This window comes from Congregibacter litoralis KT71 (assembly GCF_000153125.2).
GTDB lineage: Bacteria > Pseudomonadota > Gammaproteobacteria > Pseudomonadales > Halieaceae > Congregibacter > Congregibacter litoralis.
The window spans coordinates 4264618-4280403 of record NZ_CM002299.1; the positions used below are offsets into that span (position 1 = coordinate 4264618).

Here is a 15786-nt window from a genome sequence, read left to right on the forward strand (position 1 = left end):
GCTTAGGGAAAAGCAGGAGCAGACACTATGGGCAGCTGGAATTTTGCGGATATCTGGGAGATTGCTGCAGATGAACTGGGTGATACCCCGTGCCTCATTCATGGCGATACACGTCGAAGCTGGCGTGAGTTCGACGAGCGCGCCGACAGCCTGGCGCACTATCTGATAGACGCCGGCCTCGAACGCCAGCAGGCGGTGGCCCAATATCTTTACAACGGCAACGAATACCTGGAGTCCATGTACGCTGCCTTCAAGGCGGCCCTGGTACCGGTAAACACCAATTATCGCTACACCGCCGACGAGCTGCTCTACCTCTGGGACAACGCTGATGCGGGTGCCGTCGTTTTCCACGGTGTGTTTGCCAAGACCATCGAAGCGATCCGCGATCGCCTGCCCAAGGTGCGGGTCTGGCTTTTCGTTGATGACGGCAGCGGCCCCTGTCCCCCATGGGCAAGGGACTATGAAACCGTCGCGAGCCAGGCCTGCGAACGCCTTGTGCCCCGCTGGGGGCGGAGTGGCGACGATTTAAACTTTCTCTACACCGGAGGTACCACGGGCATGCCCAAGGGCGTGATGTGGCGACAGGATGATCTCGCCGTCACGCTCACCGCCTCCCTTGGCAATCCTCTCGACGACAGCGGCAGTGCCGGTGATCTCCGCGGTAGCTTCACCGCTCCGGGGAGTCGTTTCCTCCCCTCCTGCCCCCAGATGCACGGCACGGGCAATTTCCCCTGCCTGAGTACCTTGTGTGGCGGCGGTAGCATTGTCACGCTGACGGGTCGCCATTTCGATCCTGAGGAGCTCCTAAACACTATCGAAAGAGAGCAGGTAAATACCCTGGCGATCGTCGGCGATGCCTTTGCCAAGCCAATTCTTCGTGCCCTTGATAGCGAACCCGGTCGCTGGAATCTTCGATCGCTGCAGGGCATGGTCTCATCGGGCGTCATGTGGAGTCAGGAGAGCAAGGAGCGTCTCCTTGAGCATCATCCGGGCATGATGCTCATGGACGCTTTTTCATCCTCGGAAGCGCTGGGTATGGGTTCTTCGGTGTCGGCGGCGGGCGCAGCCAACCCCACGGCACGTTTTGAGATGAGCCCCGAGACCATTGTGATCGACGACAACAATCAGAGAATCGAGGCGGGTAGCGACAAGGTGGGTCGTATCGCCGTGGGCGGTCGTCAGCCCCTGGGCTACTACAAAGATCCCGAGAAAAGCGCGCGCACCTTCCTGGAAATCGAGGGTAAGCGCTACTCCTGCCCCGGTGACTTTGCCATGGTCGACGCTGACGGAGGCATCATATTGCTAGGTCGCGGTTCGGTCTGCATCAACAGCGGCGGTGAAAAAATCTTCCCCGAAGAAGTCGAAGAGGCGATGAAAACCCATCCCGATGTCCACGATGCCGTTGCCGTCGGCGTCCCCCACGACACCTTCGGGGAGTCCGTGGTCGGTGTCGTCGAAGCCCAGCCCGGTGCAACCCTCGATAGCGCAGATCTTATCAGTCATGTGCGCCAAAGCCTTGCTGCCTACAAAGCACCCCGGCATATCGTGCCCATCGACAGCATTGGCCGGGCGGCTAACGGTAAGGTTGATTACAAGCGTTTAAAAGCCGTGGCTTCGGCAGCGCTCGGTCGTGACTAAATCGTGACAAAGTCGTAAACAGCCCTACAAACACTCACAATGGGGCGAGCTAAAGCCCCGTTTTCGCCTCAACACCGAGGTCTGCCGCGTTTTGGGATTTTTGCCACCACAGCAGTGTAAGCAGGAGCAACAGGATCAGAGGTATGCAGGCCAGCAACAGGTTTTGCCAACCCAACCAGTGCAATACGGCTCCCGCAGAGAGGGCGGCAATGGCCTGAAATCCAAACACCAGCATTTCATTGAGCCCCTGCACTTTGAAGCGCTCCGCAGGAGCGTAGGTCATGGGCAACAAGGTAGTTCCGGCGAGAAACAGAAAATTCCAGCCCACGCCCAGCAGCACAAGCGCCGTCCAGTAGTTGAGAATCGCGCTCCCGGCAAGAGCCAATAGGACCGTCAATACATAGGCCAGCAGACCCAACACTATTACCCTGGCAGTCCCCCACCGACTGATGAGCCAACCGCTGAAAAACGAGGGTAGGAACATTGCCAGGATATGACTTTGGATCACCAGCTTGGTCTGGTCCAGTCCGTGGCCCTCGTACACATGCATATGTACGGGTGTGGCGGTCATGATGAAGCTCATCAGACCATAGCCACCCACTGCGGCAACAATGGCCATGATAAGTGTGGGATTGCTGAGCATCTCCCGCAGGGAACGAATATCGCCGGATACCTCGGTTGCCTGTGCTCGGGAGGATGGTGTGAACAAAAACAGTAAGGTGCATACCCCTGAGATGCCTGCCATCAACAAAAAAGTACCGACAAACTCGGCCCCCACCAAATCTCTGCCGCTGGTGGCCAGCTGGGGTCCTATGATGGCGGCTGCCAGACCTCCGAGTAACACCGTAGACGCCGCCTTGGGCACCAGGTGGGTTGCTACGGCCTCCATCGCAGCAAAACGCAGCTGCTGAATGCCCGCGAGGGCACAGCCAAAACCAAGGGCGGCACTGCAAAACAGGAGAAAGCTCCCATCGCTGGCCGCCTGCGCCGCTAACAAGGAGGCAAGCACCGCCACTATGGTGACAGCCAAAAATATGGGCCTGCGACCAAAGCGTCGCATGAGTCGGGTGATGGGAAGTACGCTTACCGCGGTGCCCGATATCATTACAGCAACCGGCAGTGTCGCGTAGGATGGCTCAGGAGCCAGTGTTGCGCCCAGGACACCACCGACAATCACCATCATGCTGCCGACGCTCACGGCCAGCGATTGGATCAGGGTGTAAAGCCATACAACTCCGGGGAGCGAACTGAATGCCATTTCTATTCCGCGATAGCAAAGGATGAACTATACCGCGACTTTTTAATTCGACTCCGCGAAACGCGGCGGGTGGCTCATCCGCAGGGCGTGGCCCACGGTAGCGAGGCCATCGCTTTGGGGGTGCTCAATGCTACCCCCGCTGCCTGCAATTCATCGTGGGCAACTTGCTGCAAAGCTACCGCCTGGGTGGGGGAGAAGCCGAGCTCAAAGGCGGCGCACTCTCCATCCCCAAGGGCGAGGGGGTCCACGCCGGTAACGTTACCGAAGACCACCAGCGCCTCCAGGTAATATCCATAGCTGCTGCCGTGATAATGATCCCAGGTCCACAGGTCCACCTTGTTCACATCAATGCCGTCGTAGGGATTACCGTCGGCCACGCCCCGGCGAATGGCGCGATTAAAGGCCTTACCCACGGGATTGACCGCCGCAACGCCGGCCACGTCCCTGGCGAGCTGCTCGTAGGCCTCACTCACAGCAAGGGCCATCGCCTCGATGTTTTTACCGGACCAGGGCGACCCCGGTCCGTAGGTGAGGTCTGGCCGCGACCAGGTCGCCGTGACATAAAACTTCACATCGGGGTTCCTGCGCTGGAGTAGACCGGCGAGATCGCTGCCGGTCTTCAATAGATTCGACCGATCGCCCGGCGCCTGTGCATCGAGGGTGCTGTAACTGTGTGCCACGACAACATCCCAGGGCTGCGCGGTGATCTCCGCCTGTTTCTCACGAAGATGAAAGGCAAAGTCCGCGCCCGGATGAGTCTCAAGAGATACATCCCAGGCCAGATCCGCCTGCTCCGTAAAAGCCTTGAACAGCGCGGGCACACCACCAACACCCTGAGCATTCAAATCAGTCACCGTATCGGCCCCCCAAAACCAGGCGGCGGAGCCGTAGGCAAAGGTAAAACTGTTGCCGATGAACAGAATGCTTTTTTCCTGCGCGAGGGCCGGTGTGGCGTTCATCCATAGCAGCAGGAGCACCGGTGTAATGCTTCGCTTCATAAACAAGTCTCCGACGTCGTCAATGGACCGGTGGCTGAGTGGATGTCTGGATGAACGACAGGAATCTATTGCTCCGGCAGTGTCATATCCCGCAGTAGCGCCTTGGCGGCCGCGAGGCGGTCCATGAGCGTCGACACCTGCACCTCCCCATAGGCGTCGCGTGAGGTCTGCTCCGCCGCTTCGATGGCGCGAATCATATCCCCTGCGGCCTTAGCGCGAGCCTCGGGATCACTACTCCCCCTTTCTCCAATCCAGATGGGCGCGCTGTGAGCAAAGGGCCGGGGATGCATCATGGGCCATGGATCTGTCTGTCGCTCGGCGCTGTAAACCCGCGCGGCGACCCACCCGGCCTCGGGCAGCACAATGTCACCACTCATCGTTTGCGCCTCGCCGGCAGATACACTCGAGCGCCGGGCGACAACCTCGCCATTCACAATAATCTCCAGCTTCTCAAGATCAACGGTGCTTGCCACAAACGCCGACCAGGAGTGGCTCCCCGCCCGGGTGACATCGCCGGGCTGGCTCCCGTCATTCAGCTCAAAGAGGATCGCAGGGCCCGTACTCACAAAGCCCCGGCCCGTCGTCGCCTCGCGGAAGATCGTCGCAAAGTCCCCATCCGCTGATTCAACGGGCAGGTAGTTGCGACCGGTGCCCACAGCGGGCGTCCGATAGAAATCAACCCAGGCATCGGTTCCCGACATGGCCGGCACGGAACGCCCGACGTTCAGCAGGCGATACCAAAGCTGGGATGTACCCAGGGGGCTCGACCAACCGATCACTGTCTCGAGACCAAAGTTGTCTTCCAGCACGGCATCGGAAACAAGTTCAATAGGTAGCCTGGCGATGAGCGCCGGCGAGAAAGGATCCTCATCCGCAGATGCCGGATGCACATAAATAGGAAAAAGATTCCGATCGCGGGCGTAATCAAAGACCATGCCGTTGCTCAGGTCGGGATCACCCAGGGTCGGATTGCGGGGTCCGAAGAACCACGGCGCGAAGGGCTCCTGCACACCCACCAGGCCAATATGTCCATGGAAGTGAGAACGAACCTCCTGCCCCTGGCTGACGACAAAGCCCTCGCTCCGGGTCTGCGTGCCAAGCAACTCCCGATCGATTTTTCGCTCCCAGCGATTCCAGGACATGGGCGACATATGGTGGAGGCTCTCTCCCTTTTGCACACGCAGGGCATGGCCATGATTCGCGCGGTTATGGCCATCGCCATTCAAATGATTGTGATAATCCGCCGCTATATATCCGGCTTTTCTGGCATCCCACACGGGCTCCAGTCGCAGGGCAAGGTCCGCCGCTTTATTCGCGCGGACCACTACCGTTTGACGGACGAGGGGGGTCAAGGGCCCATTCGTTGCGGTAATGTCGTAGGTCCCAACGGGAAGGGTCATTACCTCCTCACCGTCGGTGTAGAAATAATTACGTCCCGACTGCGGATCGAAGTAGGTGGCATCCGAGGGACTGGCAACGGGATGACCCTGCTCATCCACAATAGACACCCGGGCGCTGACAATGTCTCCCCGGACATCCTGCGGCGCAAGGCGCAGTTGGCCCGTCTTCTTTCCATAATTCCAGGCGGTGATTTTTACCGTCTCAACCTTGCCCCCGTAGGTGGGAACGGTCTTCAACTGGAACTGCCGCGCTGCGTCCGCCTCGACAAAATAAATCGATGTTCCATCAGCACTGAATGCCGGTGTCAGTGCATATCCCTCACCAAAGGTCAGCTGCTTTCGCACGCCGGGATGGTCCAGGTCCTTGGTCCACAGGTGATAGTCATTTTCCCGGGGCGCCGAAAAAACCACCAGGCGCTCCACGGGGTGCACATCCGCCGACAGATGATAGGTCAGGGTTTCGGCGTGGGCGCTGATATCACTCCCGGTCAGGAAATTCCGCAGACGAAGCTGTCGGCTGGGGCCCTGGCCATCGAGATACAGAATGCTGTCGCTGCCGGGTACCCGACGAACGTTGCGCTCCACCTGACGCAGGGCAGTGATCCGCTCGCTGTGCCCTGAGGCAAAGTGGTGGCGCCAGATATCAATAGAACCCGACTGGCCCGATGCGTAGTAGAGAGACTCGCCATCCCCGGAGAACTCGGGATCCAGATCGATCGCCGGTGTGTTGATAATGGTTTCATCCCCTCCTGCCACATCCATCACCACCAGCGATGTGTCTTTGCCCGTGTCCCGGACAAACGCAAGACGGCGGCCATCGGCGGACCAGCGGGGCCGGGAGTCGACATCACCGCCACGGGTCAGACGCCGAGCGATTCCCGAGTCCAGGTCCAGCAACCATAGCCAACCCTGGGCCGCAAAGGCGATGGATTCCCCGTCGGGTGAGGGTGCAGGATCCGTGGGGCCGTGCGCCAGGATGGGGAGTTCGTGCTGCTCCAGATAAATCTGATGGCCGAAATCGTCCAGCTTGGGGTAGCGGTTAGTGAACTGGGCCTGCACCGACACCGAACACACAGAAGCAAACAGCAGGGTAATGAGACTACGGCAGATGATTCCGGACATCAGTGTTTCTCCAGAGACAGTCGTCGGAGCTTTAGATATCCATACGCAATGAAAGGCTGAGCGCTCTTGGTGGGATGTACCGATAAGCCCCCGTAGAACCGGCATTCCAGGCAAATTCATCAAAGACATTGGTCAGACGTCCTCGAATCACCACATCGTTATCGGCAAAGGAAAACTGACGCCGTAGCCCCAGATCGAAAAGGGTATAGGGATCGATGGTAACCAGTCCCTGGGAGTCGGCGTTCTGCTCCCCCTGGCTGGTCACTCCAAGATCAAAGGACCAGCCGGGAGCCCACTGGGGTCGATAATCAAAGTTCAGGGTCGTAGACCGGGTGATCGCCCCCGCAGGGCTGTCCGCAAGCGCACCGGAGTCCACGGCATCGCCCGTCAGACTCACATCGTAAAATACCGTACCGAGCACTAACTGCAGCGCCTCGGTCACCGGCCCGGCGACGGAGAACTCGACACCGCGATTGATCTGCATACCCTGCGCACCGAAAAAGCGATCTTCATCAAAGCCGAAAAACGGCTTCTCAATCTCGAAGACACCGGCAACCGCTGTGAGCTCCCCGAAGGTAATGCGGGCACCCGCATCAATCTGCTGCGTCTCCGCCGCGGGCGGCGCCTCATTCTGGTTAATTGCACTGATGGGCGCCACGGGACTCTCTTCAAAGCCGCGGACGATCCCGCCATAAACAACGACCCGTTCACCCAGGGGGGCATTCGCATTGACGTTGTAGAGCACGGGGTTTTCTTCATCAAGGAGGTCATTGCTACCGGGCACAATCACCTCCCGGGAATAATCAGACTGCTGAATACCGATATTGAGCTGGCCCGCATTCTCCCAGCGCAGATCATAGCTAAAACCGAGAGTCACCTGCTCTACGGATTCCCGGGATTGCTCACCTACCTCGATATCCGGCCGTTCAAAGTACACTGGCTCGTCGATATTGGCGTCACCCAGATCAATCCCTACGGTGCCGCCGTAGACCCTGCTCCGGTCCAGGGCACGCAGGTTCACAGTGATGCTGTGCCGGCGGCTTCCTTCATAAAAGTGCCGCGTAACCCTCGCTTCAAGAGAATCGGACAACAGCGTAGTCGATGGGCCCAGGGCCGATCGACGTCGTGCCGATCCATCGGGACGCACATCGGTATAGAGTACGTTTGCCTGCTGGTCCCATTCGCGGCTGGAGCGAAACACTCCCAGACGATACTCCCAATCAGCCGGTCGATAGTTGGCAAGCACACCCACGTTATAGCGGGGGCCGGTAAATTTGGCCCAGGGCTGGCCAACAAACTTCAGGGGCGTAACCTCTGGCGGCTCGTAGGGCCCCGCAGTGAAATAGCGCTGGGAGAACTGGTTCTCCAACTCCTCCACGTAATCAGCGAAGACCGTTACGTCCGCGTCGGGCTGCAGCGTAAAGCGGAGGTTGCCCCCGGCGCTCGCGGCGATATCGTTGGTGCCATTGCCCTCCTCGTCTTCTTCGTAACCTACGCCGAACGCTGCCTCCACGCCCTCAGCCAAGCGAGCCTGCAGGTCCGCTGCCAGGCGGACGCCGCCGTAGCGGCTGCGCTCCAGAATAATGCTTTGCACGGGTTCGTCAGCGACGCGACGCAGGGAAAAATCGGCGATGCCCGTGGGCGCGGGCAACATGTAGCCCTGCGCTGCGAGCCCTGCGCGAATCTGCGAGCCGGAGACAAGACGATCGCTAAAGCCGGACTGCCGGTCGATGAAGATTCCGTCGATGCGAATATTGCCCGCCGCCGTGGGACTGAAACCGCGAACATTGGTAGCGCTATAGAGACCGATCTGCTCATCGCCAACGCTGGAGCCAAAGGCATCCGCCGCGGCGCGCACAACGTTCTCGGCGGCACGCTGGGCGCTCACACTGCCGGCAATGACAAGACAGAGCCCTGCCGCCATAAGCCTGGCGCCAGGCGCGGTTGGGGATAAATTGATTATTCTCTGCGCTAGCCGCGAGCGCACTGGGATGGCGGACACAATCACCTGAAAGAAGCCTCGGATGGGAGTCGGGTGTGAGGTAGCTGTAGGCGCCTAGGATAAAGCCGCCGCAGGAGCACTGTCGAGTTGTTCCCTCAACCGCAGCGTTTACTTCCTCACCGGACCCAGACTGATGCCCACAAGCATACCGTGGTTCAACCAGCGACCCAGCATCGCGCCAGCCTCCCCCGCTGCGGCCTCTTCGCCCAAGGCATCCACGAGAAGTGCATAAAGTTCGCCATAGGCAGCCCCGTCCAACATCATCGAGAGGGCGTGTCCCTCGATCGCGGTGACAGGGAGCACCGCAGGTGTGTAGTCCTGACGCCAGACAACACATGCCAGGGGCTCATCGCTGCTGAAGTCAGTCTCTTCAGCACCCTCCCCAACGGCTTCGCTTTCTGATTCGAGAAGGCTGCGCCAGAGCCTGTCGATGCGGTGCGCCATGGACGCCTGTTGCGTACCGGGCATAAACCGCAGACGCATCGTTGCCCAGTCATTGTCCTCAAAGCCTGCGGTGGCTGTGGCAAAGCCAGCAGCGTCCAGAGGCCTTGCGTCATAACTGACAAAACACCGGTGCATTGCCCACTCCAACCAGGCAAGTTCACTCACTTCAGGATCTTTAAGGAAGAGCCCCTGAAGCGTGTCGCTAAACCCTTTACCAACATCGTCCAGAGTCCAACTCGACGGTGGAAAGCTGATCACGTGATGAGCTGCGGCCTGGGCAAAAGCCTCTTCGCCTACCCAGCGAGCCGTTCGCGGAAAGGTTTCGCGAAGCGCATCAATCAATCGTGCCCGATAGGCATTGCGATAGATAGCAACGCGCTGCGCCTCCAAGCCCGGGGGTAGATCCCGGGCATCGTCCAACAGCAGCGCCATAAACTCTTCCTGCTGCGCGGCGAGGCTTGGAGCCGTCATAAGGCCATCCGGAGGTTAGATGAGACGCTGGCTTCTTCGCGCAGGGCAATTGCGTTGTTGCTGTCGAAACCCCTGGCAATGGTGAGTTCCTCAAGAAGTTCATCGAGAGCAGGAATCTTGTCGTCGCGTTCAATCATCACAGCAACGTCGCCCAGAAGAGGACGGGTTCTGGCGTACAGATCCCAGGTTGCGTCGCTCACGGGATGATCATGGGTGTCTATCTTGATGTCGCCGTCCGTATGACCGGCAAGATGTACCTGTCGCACACGCTCCAGAGGCAAGCCTTCGATGTAGTCGTCGGCGGAAAAATTGTGATTATGAGCGCTGACAACAACATTGTTGATATCAAGGAGGAGCTGGCAGCCCGTGCGTTGGGTGATAGCAGCAATGAACTCCCACTCCGTCATCTCATCGCCGGGAAAACTGAGATAGCTTGAGGGGTTCTCAAGAACGAGTTCCCGCCCCAGGACCTCCTGGGCGTGTTCAATGTTCTTGCAGACGACCTTTAAGGCTTCTTCAATGTACGGGAGTGGTAAAAGGTCGTGGCTGTTGTGCGCACTGGTGCGTGTCCAGCATATATGGTCAGAAACCCATAGAGGTTCGATACGATCGGCAAGGCGTCTGAGTCGCTGCAGATAAGCAGTATCAAGGCCCTCAGCGGAACCTACGGACATGGAGACACCATGGAGGATAACCGGCAGATCTTTGCGCACCTGTTCTAGTACGCGCAGGGGATTACCACCATCAACCATATAGTTTTCGGAGATCACCTCCACAAAATCGACGGGAACGGCGCCTTTGAGAAAGTCTTCGTAATGGTCGCGGCGAAGACCGATCCCATAGCCGCCCGTTGCTGTGATGCTTTTCATCGTAGTGATCTCCCCGGGACAATCCGGCCTTGCCTCCTCATGAGGCGTAGCCGGACAGTTGATCGATTGAGAGCCTGAGCACTGATAAGACTCAGGATCACTCGCCGCTGATGTCACCAATGGTGCCGCCACGCGTCAGACAGGCGCCGGCTTCCAAAGTCTGAAAACCATGTCCCTTACAGGCGTTCATGCCCTTGCAGGCATTCTCTGTCGTGGCGCAGTCCGCATTACCCGCGCAGTCATGGACGCCGTAACAGTGAACCGTGTCGCTGCTGTCAATGGCTCGACCGTTACTGCCCGCCGGTGGCTCCGCTGCAAACGCTGCAACAGATGAAAGAGCGATGGCAGCGGCAGTAGCCGCGAAGATGTTTTGCTTGTTCATAAGTCATTCCTTGTCGTTAAGTCAGTTGTGTTTCGTGTTGTCGTTCGTGATTTCGTTCGTCTCAAAGAAATTGTCGCGATGGACATATCGGTATTCGCTACAAACGGCGATTGGGTTACAGGGAAGATGAAAAAAATTTAAAAAACTTTTTTTCAGAAAGTTGTAACCAAATGCTGCGACGGGACGAATGACTGTGTATCTACCGCAGGGGGATTGCCCGGAAGGCATCTCATGGGGTGGAGATGTACTCACTCCCTATAAAAGGACACCATCATGAAACGACGTGACATCACTAAGATTGCTTCCCTGGCCCTCGCCGCGGGTATCGTTGCGGGTATCAATGCCGCACCCGCCGCTGCGCAGGCCAATGCCATGGAGAAGTGCTACGGCATCGCCAAAGCCGGTCAGAACGACTGCGCAGCGGGTCCCGGCACCAGCTGCTCCGGAAGCTCAACGCGTGATTACCAGGGCAATGCCTGGAAGCTGGTCAAAAAAGGCAGCTGCGAGCGGATCGAGACACCGAAAGGTAATGGCTCCCTGACACCCATCGAGCGCTGAGCGCAGTCCCGACAGGAGATAACCATGATTTCGACCTTAAGCTACTACGACCGGGCGACCAGTCTCCTCTCGGGCATTTATTTCAGGGGGACCGCACTGCTACTCTGCCGTGTCTCCCTTGCCGGCGTATTCTGGCGCGCCGGTCGCACCAAAGTTGAGGAAGGAACCCTGCTAACCATCAGCGATACCACAGGCTTCCTCTTCGAACAGGAGTACAGCGGCGTGCCCCTGCCCAGCGAGCTTTCCATGTACCTGGCAACTTATGGGGAGCACCTGTTCCCCATTTTGCTGGTACTGGGATTGGCGACCCGTTTTTCGGCACTGGCGCTATTACTGATGACCCTGACGATACAGTTCTTTGTCTATCCCGATGCCTGGTGGCAGGTGCACAGTCTGTGGGCCGCGCTGTCTCTGATGTTACTGTCGGAAGGTGGCGGCGGCTTTTCCCTGGATCATCTGATGCAGCGCTTCCGTCGCACTCCCGCGGGTGCCACCGCTTGATTGCTGACGAAGAAACCCTGGCGCGCCTCATGGGTCTCGCCCAGCGTGGTGACAAGCAGGCGTATACAGCGCTGCTGACAGAGGTGCAGCGCTGGCTGGAGCGATTTTTCAGTCGTCGCTGCGCGCCGGGGCATAGCGACGATCTGGTACAGGAAGTACTTATCGCCGTACACAACAAACGCGCGTCCTACGATCCGACGCGACCTTTTTTGCCCTGGCTGGCGGCCATCGCGCGCTATCGCTGGATAGATCATCTGCGAGGCGTATATCGTAAAGCCGAAGAAGAGCTGACCGATGCGGATACACCCTTTGCCAGCGAAGAAGAATCCATTATCGCGAGGCTCAGTCTTGATCGGATGCTGGCTCAGATCCCCAAGACGCAGGCGGAGGTAATCAGTTGGGTCAAGATCGAAGGACTATCTATTAAACAAGCGGCGGGCAAAAGTGGTTTGTCCGAAGCGGCCGTGAAGGTCAATATTCATCGTGGGCTTAAAAAACTGTCTGCCCTACCAGAGAAGGCAAATTAGCAATGGATCGCTCTACCAATTCCCTGATTGAACAAATGGCTGATGAACTGGAGCCCGTAAGACCCCTGAAGATCCGCGACGGTATCCTGCTGGTCGTCGCCGCCGTCGCAGTCACGGTGCTTGGCGTCGCCTTCGGGCCCGGGCTCTGGAGCGGTCTCCTCAGCGGTAAGGCGTCGATGTTCTTCGTGGTGACCAACGGCCTCCTCCTGATTTTAGGCTGCGCCGCCGCCAGCAGCGTCATTCAAATGGCCAATCCACGCGTGGGCAATCAGCATGACGGCCCCCGATGGGCCTCATTGATGGTCGCGGTACTACCCGCCGCTGCTTTTCTTGCGCTGTTGGGACACGAGCATCCCATGGGGCCCCTCACCGATACCCACGGACTCAAATGCTTTGCTTCGGCGATGCTCGCCTCGACCATCACGGCAGTAGCGCTCTTTCTGTGGCTGCGTCGCGGGGCACCGGTAGCGCCGGCGACCGCCGGACTGCATCTGGGCATTGCCGCAACCGCCTTGGGCTCAGCGGCTTATGGCCTGGCCTGTCCCTTGGACGGTGCTATTCATCTGGGCCTATGGCATGTGGCGCCTGTGCTGTTGGGCGCTTTGCTTGGCCGCTATCTCTTGCCCGCACTACTGCGTTGGTAGCTCATCGCCCATTTGCACCCAACCGCGTATCGGCGCGAGATATACGAAGTACTTGCCGATGGATTTGACCTGGCGCAAATCGCCGTGGGTCGCAGGATCGTAGTCCTCAAGGCCCTCGAGGGCTAATACGTTCGCCATAGCGTCAAGAGGACTCAGAGTCTTCGGTAATTCATCGAGATGAAGTTCTTCTGCCTTCCATACCATTCCGTCACGTTCGACGGGCGACGGCCCGGTATAGTCCTCTCTTAAAAAAACCGCTGACGTGCCCGCCATGCGTTTATATCCCAAAGTCGTCACGCGCTACTCTCCACAATATCCGTACTAACGAGTTAACGCATACTAGTGAACGGGGGACCGTTGGGGCTTGCGCCAGATCAAGGCCCCTTCAAAAACTCTGCCATAGCCGCATAGCCTCGCTCCGCCGTAGCGATACAGTTCTGCGCCGACTCCTGGGACTTGCGCAGCTGCGTGTTCATGCTGCTGTCGCGACCCGCATAGAAGGCTTCTCGAAGAGCGACGTTCTCGCTATTGCAACCCGTCGATGTGAATGCCGGCATCGTGGGTCGATAAAACTCCGGGATCTTCGCCGCCAGATTATCGAAGTAAGCATCAAATTCCTGATACAGGGTGCGCTGATCGACCGAAGCATAGAACAGCCCCATGATCACCAGAGAAACATCACCCGATTGAATGTCGCCCTTTGCCAGGGACGCCAGCACGCTGTTCATCGCCGCCTGATCCCGGAAATACATCGCAAAGGCGAGATTACTCCGCAGATTGGCGTTGTCGGTTTCGCGGTACGCCCTGATGTATCGCTTGGCCATGGCCTCATCACCGTTAAATAGTGCAGCAATACGCAGAGCCTCCTGTCCCAATCGCTGATCAACGCTCTCGGGTTTTGTGAGGTATTGCTCCGCCAGCTTTGACATCTGGGCCACCAATTCAGGCTTATCGCCAAACTCCGCGAGGGTACGCAACACGCGAGGCCGAAGGTCCCGCGCACTATCACTGTCGTCGGCGCGGGTTTCCGTGCCCAGTTTTTCATACCAGGGAGTCAGTGCCCGAGTAATATAGGCTTTGAGCTCTGACTGCAGCTCTGTTTGAAAATACATCCCGGCAATGCCACGCAATCCATTCACCGCGCTCAGAGCCAAAGTCATACTGTCATCAGCAAGCAGGCCACCGAGGAGCTGCAAATGCTGATCAATGCCGATGATATCGCCCTGGAGTAGCTGGTTACTGTTGGCAAAAACCGCCGCCTTTTCGCGCGCGCTCAGGGCATCCAGATTCTCCAGAAGGGCCTTATAGCGCCGGTCACCGGTGTGCCAGACGTAGTAGCCGTCTCCCCCCGCGCCCGGCAAAATCCATTCAGCCTTGCTGTACTCGGGCAGCACCACACTTTGGCCCGTCAAGGCGAACACGGACTCGGTGATATCACCGCTCTCTTTATTGCGATACCGCGTAGCGACGGGGATTTGCCAACGTTGCTCGGGCAATTCAACGCCGGGGTTGTGAAAGCGGGTCTGACTGACCACGCCATCATCACCAAAGGTGATCAGCGGAAATCCCGCAAGCTCCAGGTAAGAATCAGCGATGACGTCCACGGCCACGGAGGTTTCCGTTGCAAGGGAGGCCCAGAGGTCTGACGAGCGGGTGTTCGACCATTGATGCTCGTCCATATAAGCCTGGATTGCGCGCTGAAAGGCGGCCCCCCCCATGCTTTGCTCCAGCATATTCAGTATCGCGTGGCCCTTGCTGTAGTTGAGACCAAAACCATCGAGTACATCCTCATCGGTCTTCACTTCTTTGCGTATGGGCGCGACTGCGCCACGGCATCCGCGCCGAAGGCCGCCGCCTGAGGCAACTGCAGATTCGACTCGTACTGGGGGTACATATCGTCGACAATTTTGCTCGCCATCCAGGTCGCGAAGGCCTCGTTCAGCCAGAGGTCGTCCCACCACTCCATAGTGACAAGGTTGCCGTACCACATGTGCGCAAGCTCGTGGGCGATGGTGTTGACCGTGTTAGCCGCCGCCGAGCCCGACGCGGTGTCACCACGGAGCAGTAACTCTGTTCGGTAAGTCACCAGGCCGACGTTTTCCATCGCGCCAAAGCTAAAATCCGGTACCGCCACAAAATCCAGTTTTTCGTAGGGCAGTTTGCTACCGAAGTAGTCCTCCAGGGCACTTAGGATTTCGGGAGTTACGGAAGCTGCAAAACCCGTGTCGCCACCGGTACCTTTGGGTGAATAAATAACACCCGGGACAGACAGCCCTTCTATAGGCGTGACGTCAAAATCCCCTACAACCAGGGCCAGCAGATAACTGGGCATCGGTGGGGTCTGCTTAAAGACTCGCGTCACCATATCGCCGTTCTTTGATTGCGACTCCACCGGGGTATTAGACGCAACCTTGAATCCCTCGGGTGCAGTAATAGTCAGCTGCCAAGGTATTTTGGAATCCGGCTCGTCGACCATGGGCGTGGCTCTGCGCGCCAGGGATTGTTCGTATTGCGTGAACAGGTAGTCCCGGCCAGCAAAGGTGCTCTTGTAGAGCCCCAGCGCGTCGCGGGAGTAATCGCCGCTAAAGGCAATATCGAGCGTGTATTGCCCCGGTGCGATCGGGCTGCCATCCCCCAACCACCACATCTCGTAATCACCCGCTTCGTAAGTCAGTGTTCGAAGCTTGCCATCGCTGCCGGTCAGTTGCGGCGGCGTAACATTAAGATCCACCCAGTGCAGGCCAACACGATCCATCGGCTCATGCACAACGAGCTTGAGAACGGTTGTACCTGTAAAGCCGTCTTTCACCGGATCCAGGGTGAGAGCGATAGATTGCTCTGTCACCGCATAGGATTTTGGCAGGCGATAGTCAACCTCTACGGCAAGGGTCAGGCTGCTGAGGCAAAGCATCAGCAAGCCGACGATGTGCCGGGCAAGGATCTGAGGCATGGGAATTTACTTCTCTTTATTC

The 15786-nt window shown here is 58.2% G+C and carries 14 protein-coding genes and 1 pseudogene; 5 read left to right on the top strand and 10 right to left on the bottom strand.

Going from position 1 to position 15786, the window contains the following annotated elements; all coding sequences use genetic code 11:
- Positions 1-27 precede the first annotated feature (27 nt).
- Entirely contained in the window at positions 28-1638 is a 1611-nt protein-coding gene (locus KT71_RS19200) for an acyl-CoA synthetase (RefSeq protein WP_008293652.1), read from the top strand.
- A 49-nt stretch (positions 1639-1687) separates the two neighbouring features.
- On the opposite strand, the gene KT71_RS19205 is transcribed toward KT71_RS19200, so the two are convergent.
- The 7 genes from KT71_RS19205 to bufA2 all read right to left on the bottom strand — a co-directional run bounded on the left by KT71_RS19205 (position 1688) and on the right by bufA2 (position 10584).
- Positions 1688-2896, bottom strand: a complete 1209-nt coding sequence (locus tag KT71_RS19205; RefSeq protein ID WP_008293651.1) for an MFS transporter — start codon at positions 2894-2896, stop codon at positions 1688-1690.
- Between the two features lie 74 nt (positions 2897-2970).
- Positions 2971-3894 carry an SGNH/GDSL hydrolase family protein gene (locus KT71_RS19210; RefSeq protein WP_008293650.1) on the bottom strand — a complete coding sequence of 308 codons (924 nt, stop codon included), beginning with the start codon at positions 3892-3894 and terminating at the stop codon, positions 2971-2973.
- Positions 3895-3959: 65 nt separating this feature from the next.
- On the bottom strand, positions 3960-6416 hold the full coding sequence (locus tag KT71_RS19215; RefSeq protein ID WP_008293649.1) for a CehA/McbA family metallohydrolase: 2457 nt from the start codon (positions 6414-6416) through the stop codon (positions 3960-3962).
- Between the two features lie 31 nt (positions 6417-6447).
- On the bottom strand, positions 6448-8340 hold the full coding sequence (locus tag KT71_RS19220) for a porin family protein (protein ID WP_008293648.1): 1893 nt from the start codon (positions 8338-8340) through the stop codon (positions 6448-6450).
- Between the two features lie 186 nt (positions 8341-8526).
- Positions 8527-9333 carry an HvfC/BufC N-terminal domain-containing protein gene (locus KT71_RS19915; protein ID WP_008293647.1) on the bottom strand — a complete coding sequence of 269 codons (807 nt, stop codon included), beginning with the start codon at positions 9331-9333 and terminating at the stop codon, positions 8527-8529.
- Positions 9330-10202: an MNIO family bufferin maturase gene (bufB, locus tag KT71_RS19230; protein WP_008293646.1), complete on the bottom strand. Its 873-nt coding sequence runs from the start codon at positions 10200-10202 to the stop codon at positions 9330-9332. The genes KT71_RS19915 and bufB overlap by 4 nt, the downstream gene beginning before the upstream one ends.
- 97 nt (positions 10203-10299) lie before the next feature.
- Positions 10300-10584, bottom strand: coding sequence for a BufA2 family periplasmic bufferin-type metallophore (gene bufA2 / locus KT71_RS19235; RefSeq protein WP_008293645.1), 285 nt, complete (start codon positions 10582-10584; stop codon positions 10300-10302).
- Between the two features lie 273 nt (positions 10585-10857).
- On the opposite strand from bufA2, the gene KT71_RS19240 reads away from it, so the two are divergent.
- Genes KT71_RS19240 through KT71_RS19255 form a run of 4 tightly spaced genes read left to right on the top strand, consistent with a single transcriptional unit; the run spans position 10858 to position 12814 of the window.
- Positions 10858-11142, top strand: a complete 285-nt coding sequence (locus KT71_RS19240; RefSeq protein ID WP_008293644.1) for a BufA1 family periplasmic bufferin-type metallophore — start codon at positions 10858-10860, stop codon at positions 11140-11142.
- 24 nt (positions 11143-11166) lie between these two features.
- Positions 11167-11643 carry a DoxX family protein gene (locus tag KT71_RS19245; protein WP_008293643.1) on the top strand — a complete coding sequence of 159 codons (477 nt, stop codon included), beginning with the start codon at positions 11167-11169 and terminating at the stop codon, positions 11641-11643.
- Complete coding sequence (locus tag KT71_RS19250) at positions 11640-12170, top strand: sigma-70 family RNA polymerase sigma factor (RefSeq protein ID WP_008293642.1); 531 nt, start codon at positions 11640-11642, stop codon at positions 12168-12170. Before KT71_RS19245 ends, KT71_RS19250 begins: the two co-directional genes overlap by 4 nt.
- A gap of 2 nt (positions 12171-12172) precedes the next feature.
- Entirely contained in the window at positions 12173-12814 is a 642-nt protein-coding gene (locus KT71_RS19255; protein ID WP_008293641.1) for an NrsF family protein, read from the top strand.
- On the opposite strand, the gene KT71_RS19260 is transcribed toward KT71_RS19255, so the two are convergent.
- From KT71_RS19260 to KT71_RS19270, 3 genes and pseudogenes are all read right to left on the bottom strand, one after another.
- A complete protein-coding gene (locus KT71_RS19260; RefSeq protein WP_023660377.1) occupies positions 12800-13111 on the bottom strand; it encodes a hypothetical protein in 312 nt (103 codons plus the stop codon). The genes KT71_RS19255 and KT71_RS19260 overlap by 15 nt on opposite strands.
- 77 nt (positions 13112-13188) lie before the next feature.
- Positions 13189-14424 (bottom strand): ERAP1-like C-terminal domain-containing protein, encoded by a 1236-nt coding sequence (locus KT71_RS19265; RefSeq protein WP_353511633.1) that lies wholly within the window; start codon positions 14422-14424, stop codon positions 13189-13191.
- A 30-nt stretch (positions 14425-14454) separates the two neighbouring features.
- Positions 14455-15764 (bottom strand): annotated as a pseudogene (locus KT71_RS19270) (M1 family metallopeptidase); the annotation flags it as partial.
- Between the last annotated feature and the right edge of the window lie 22 nt (positions 15765-15786).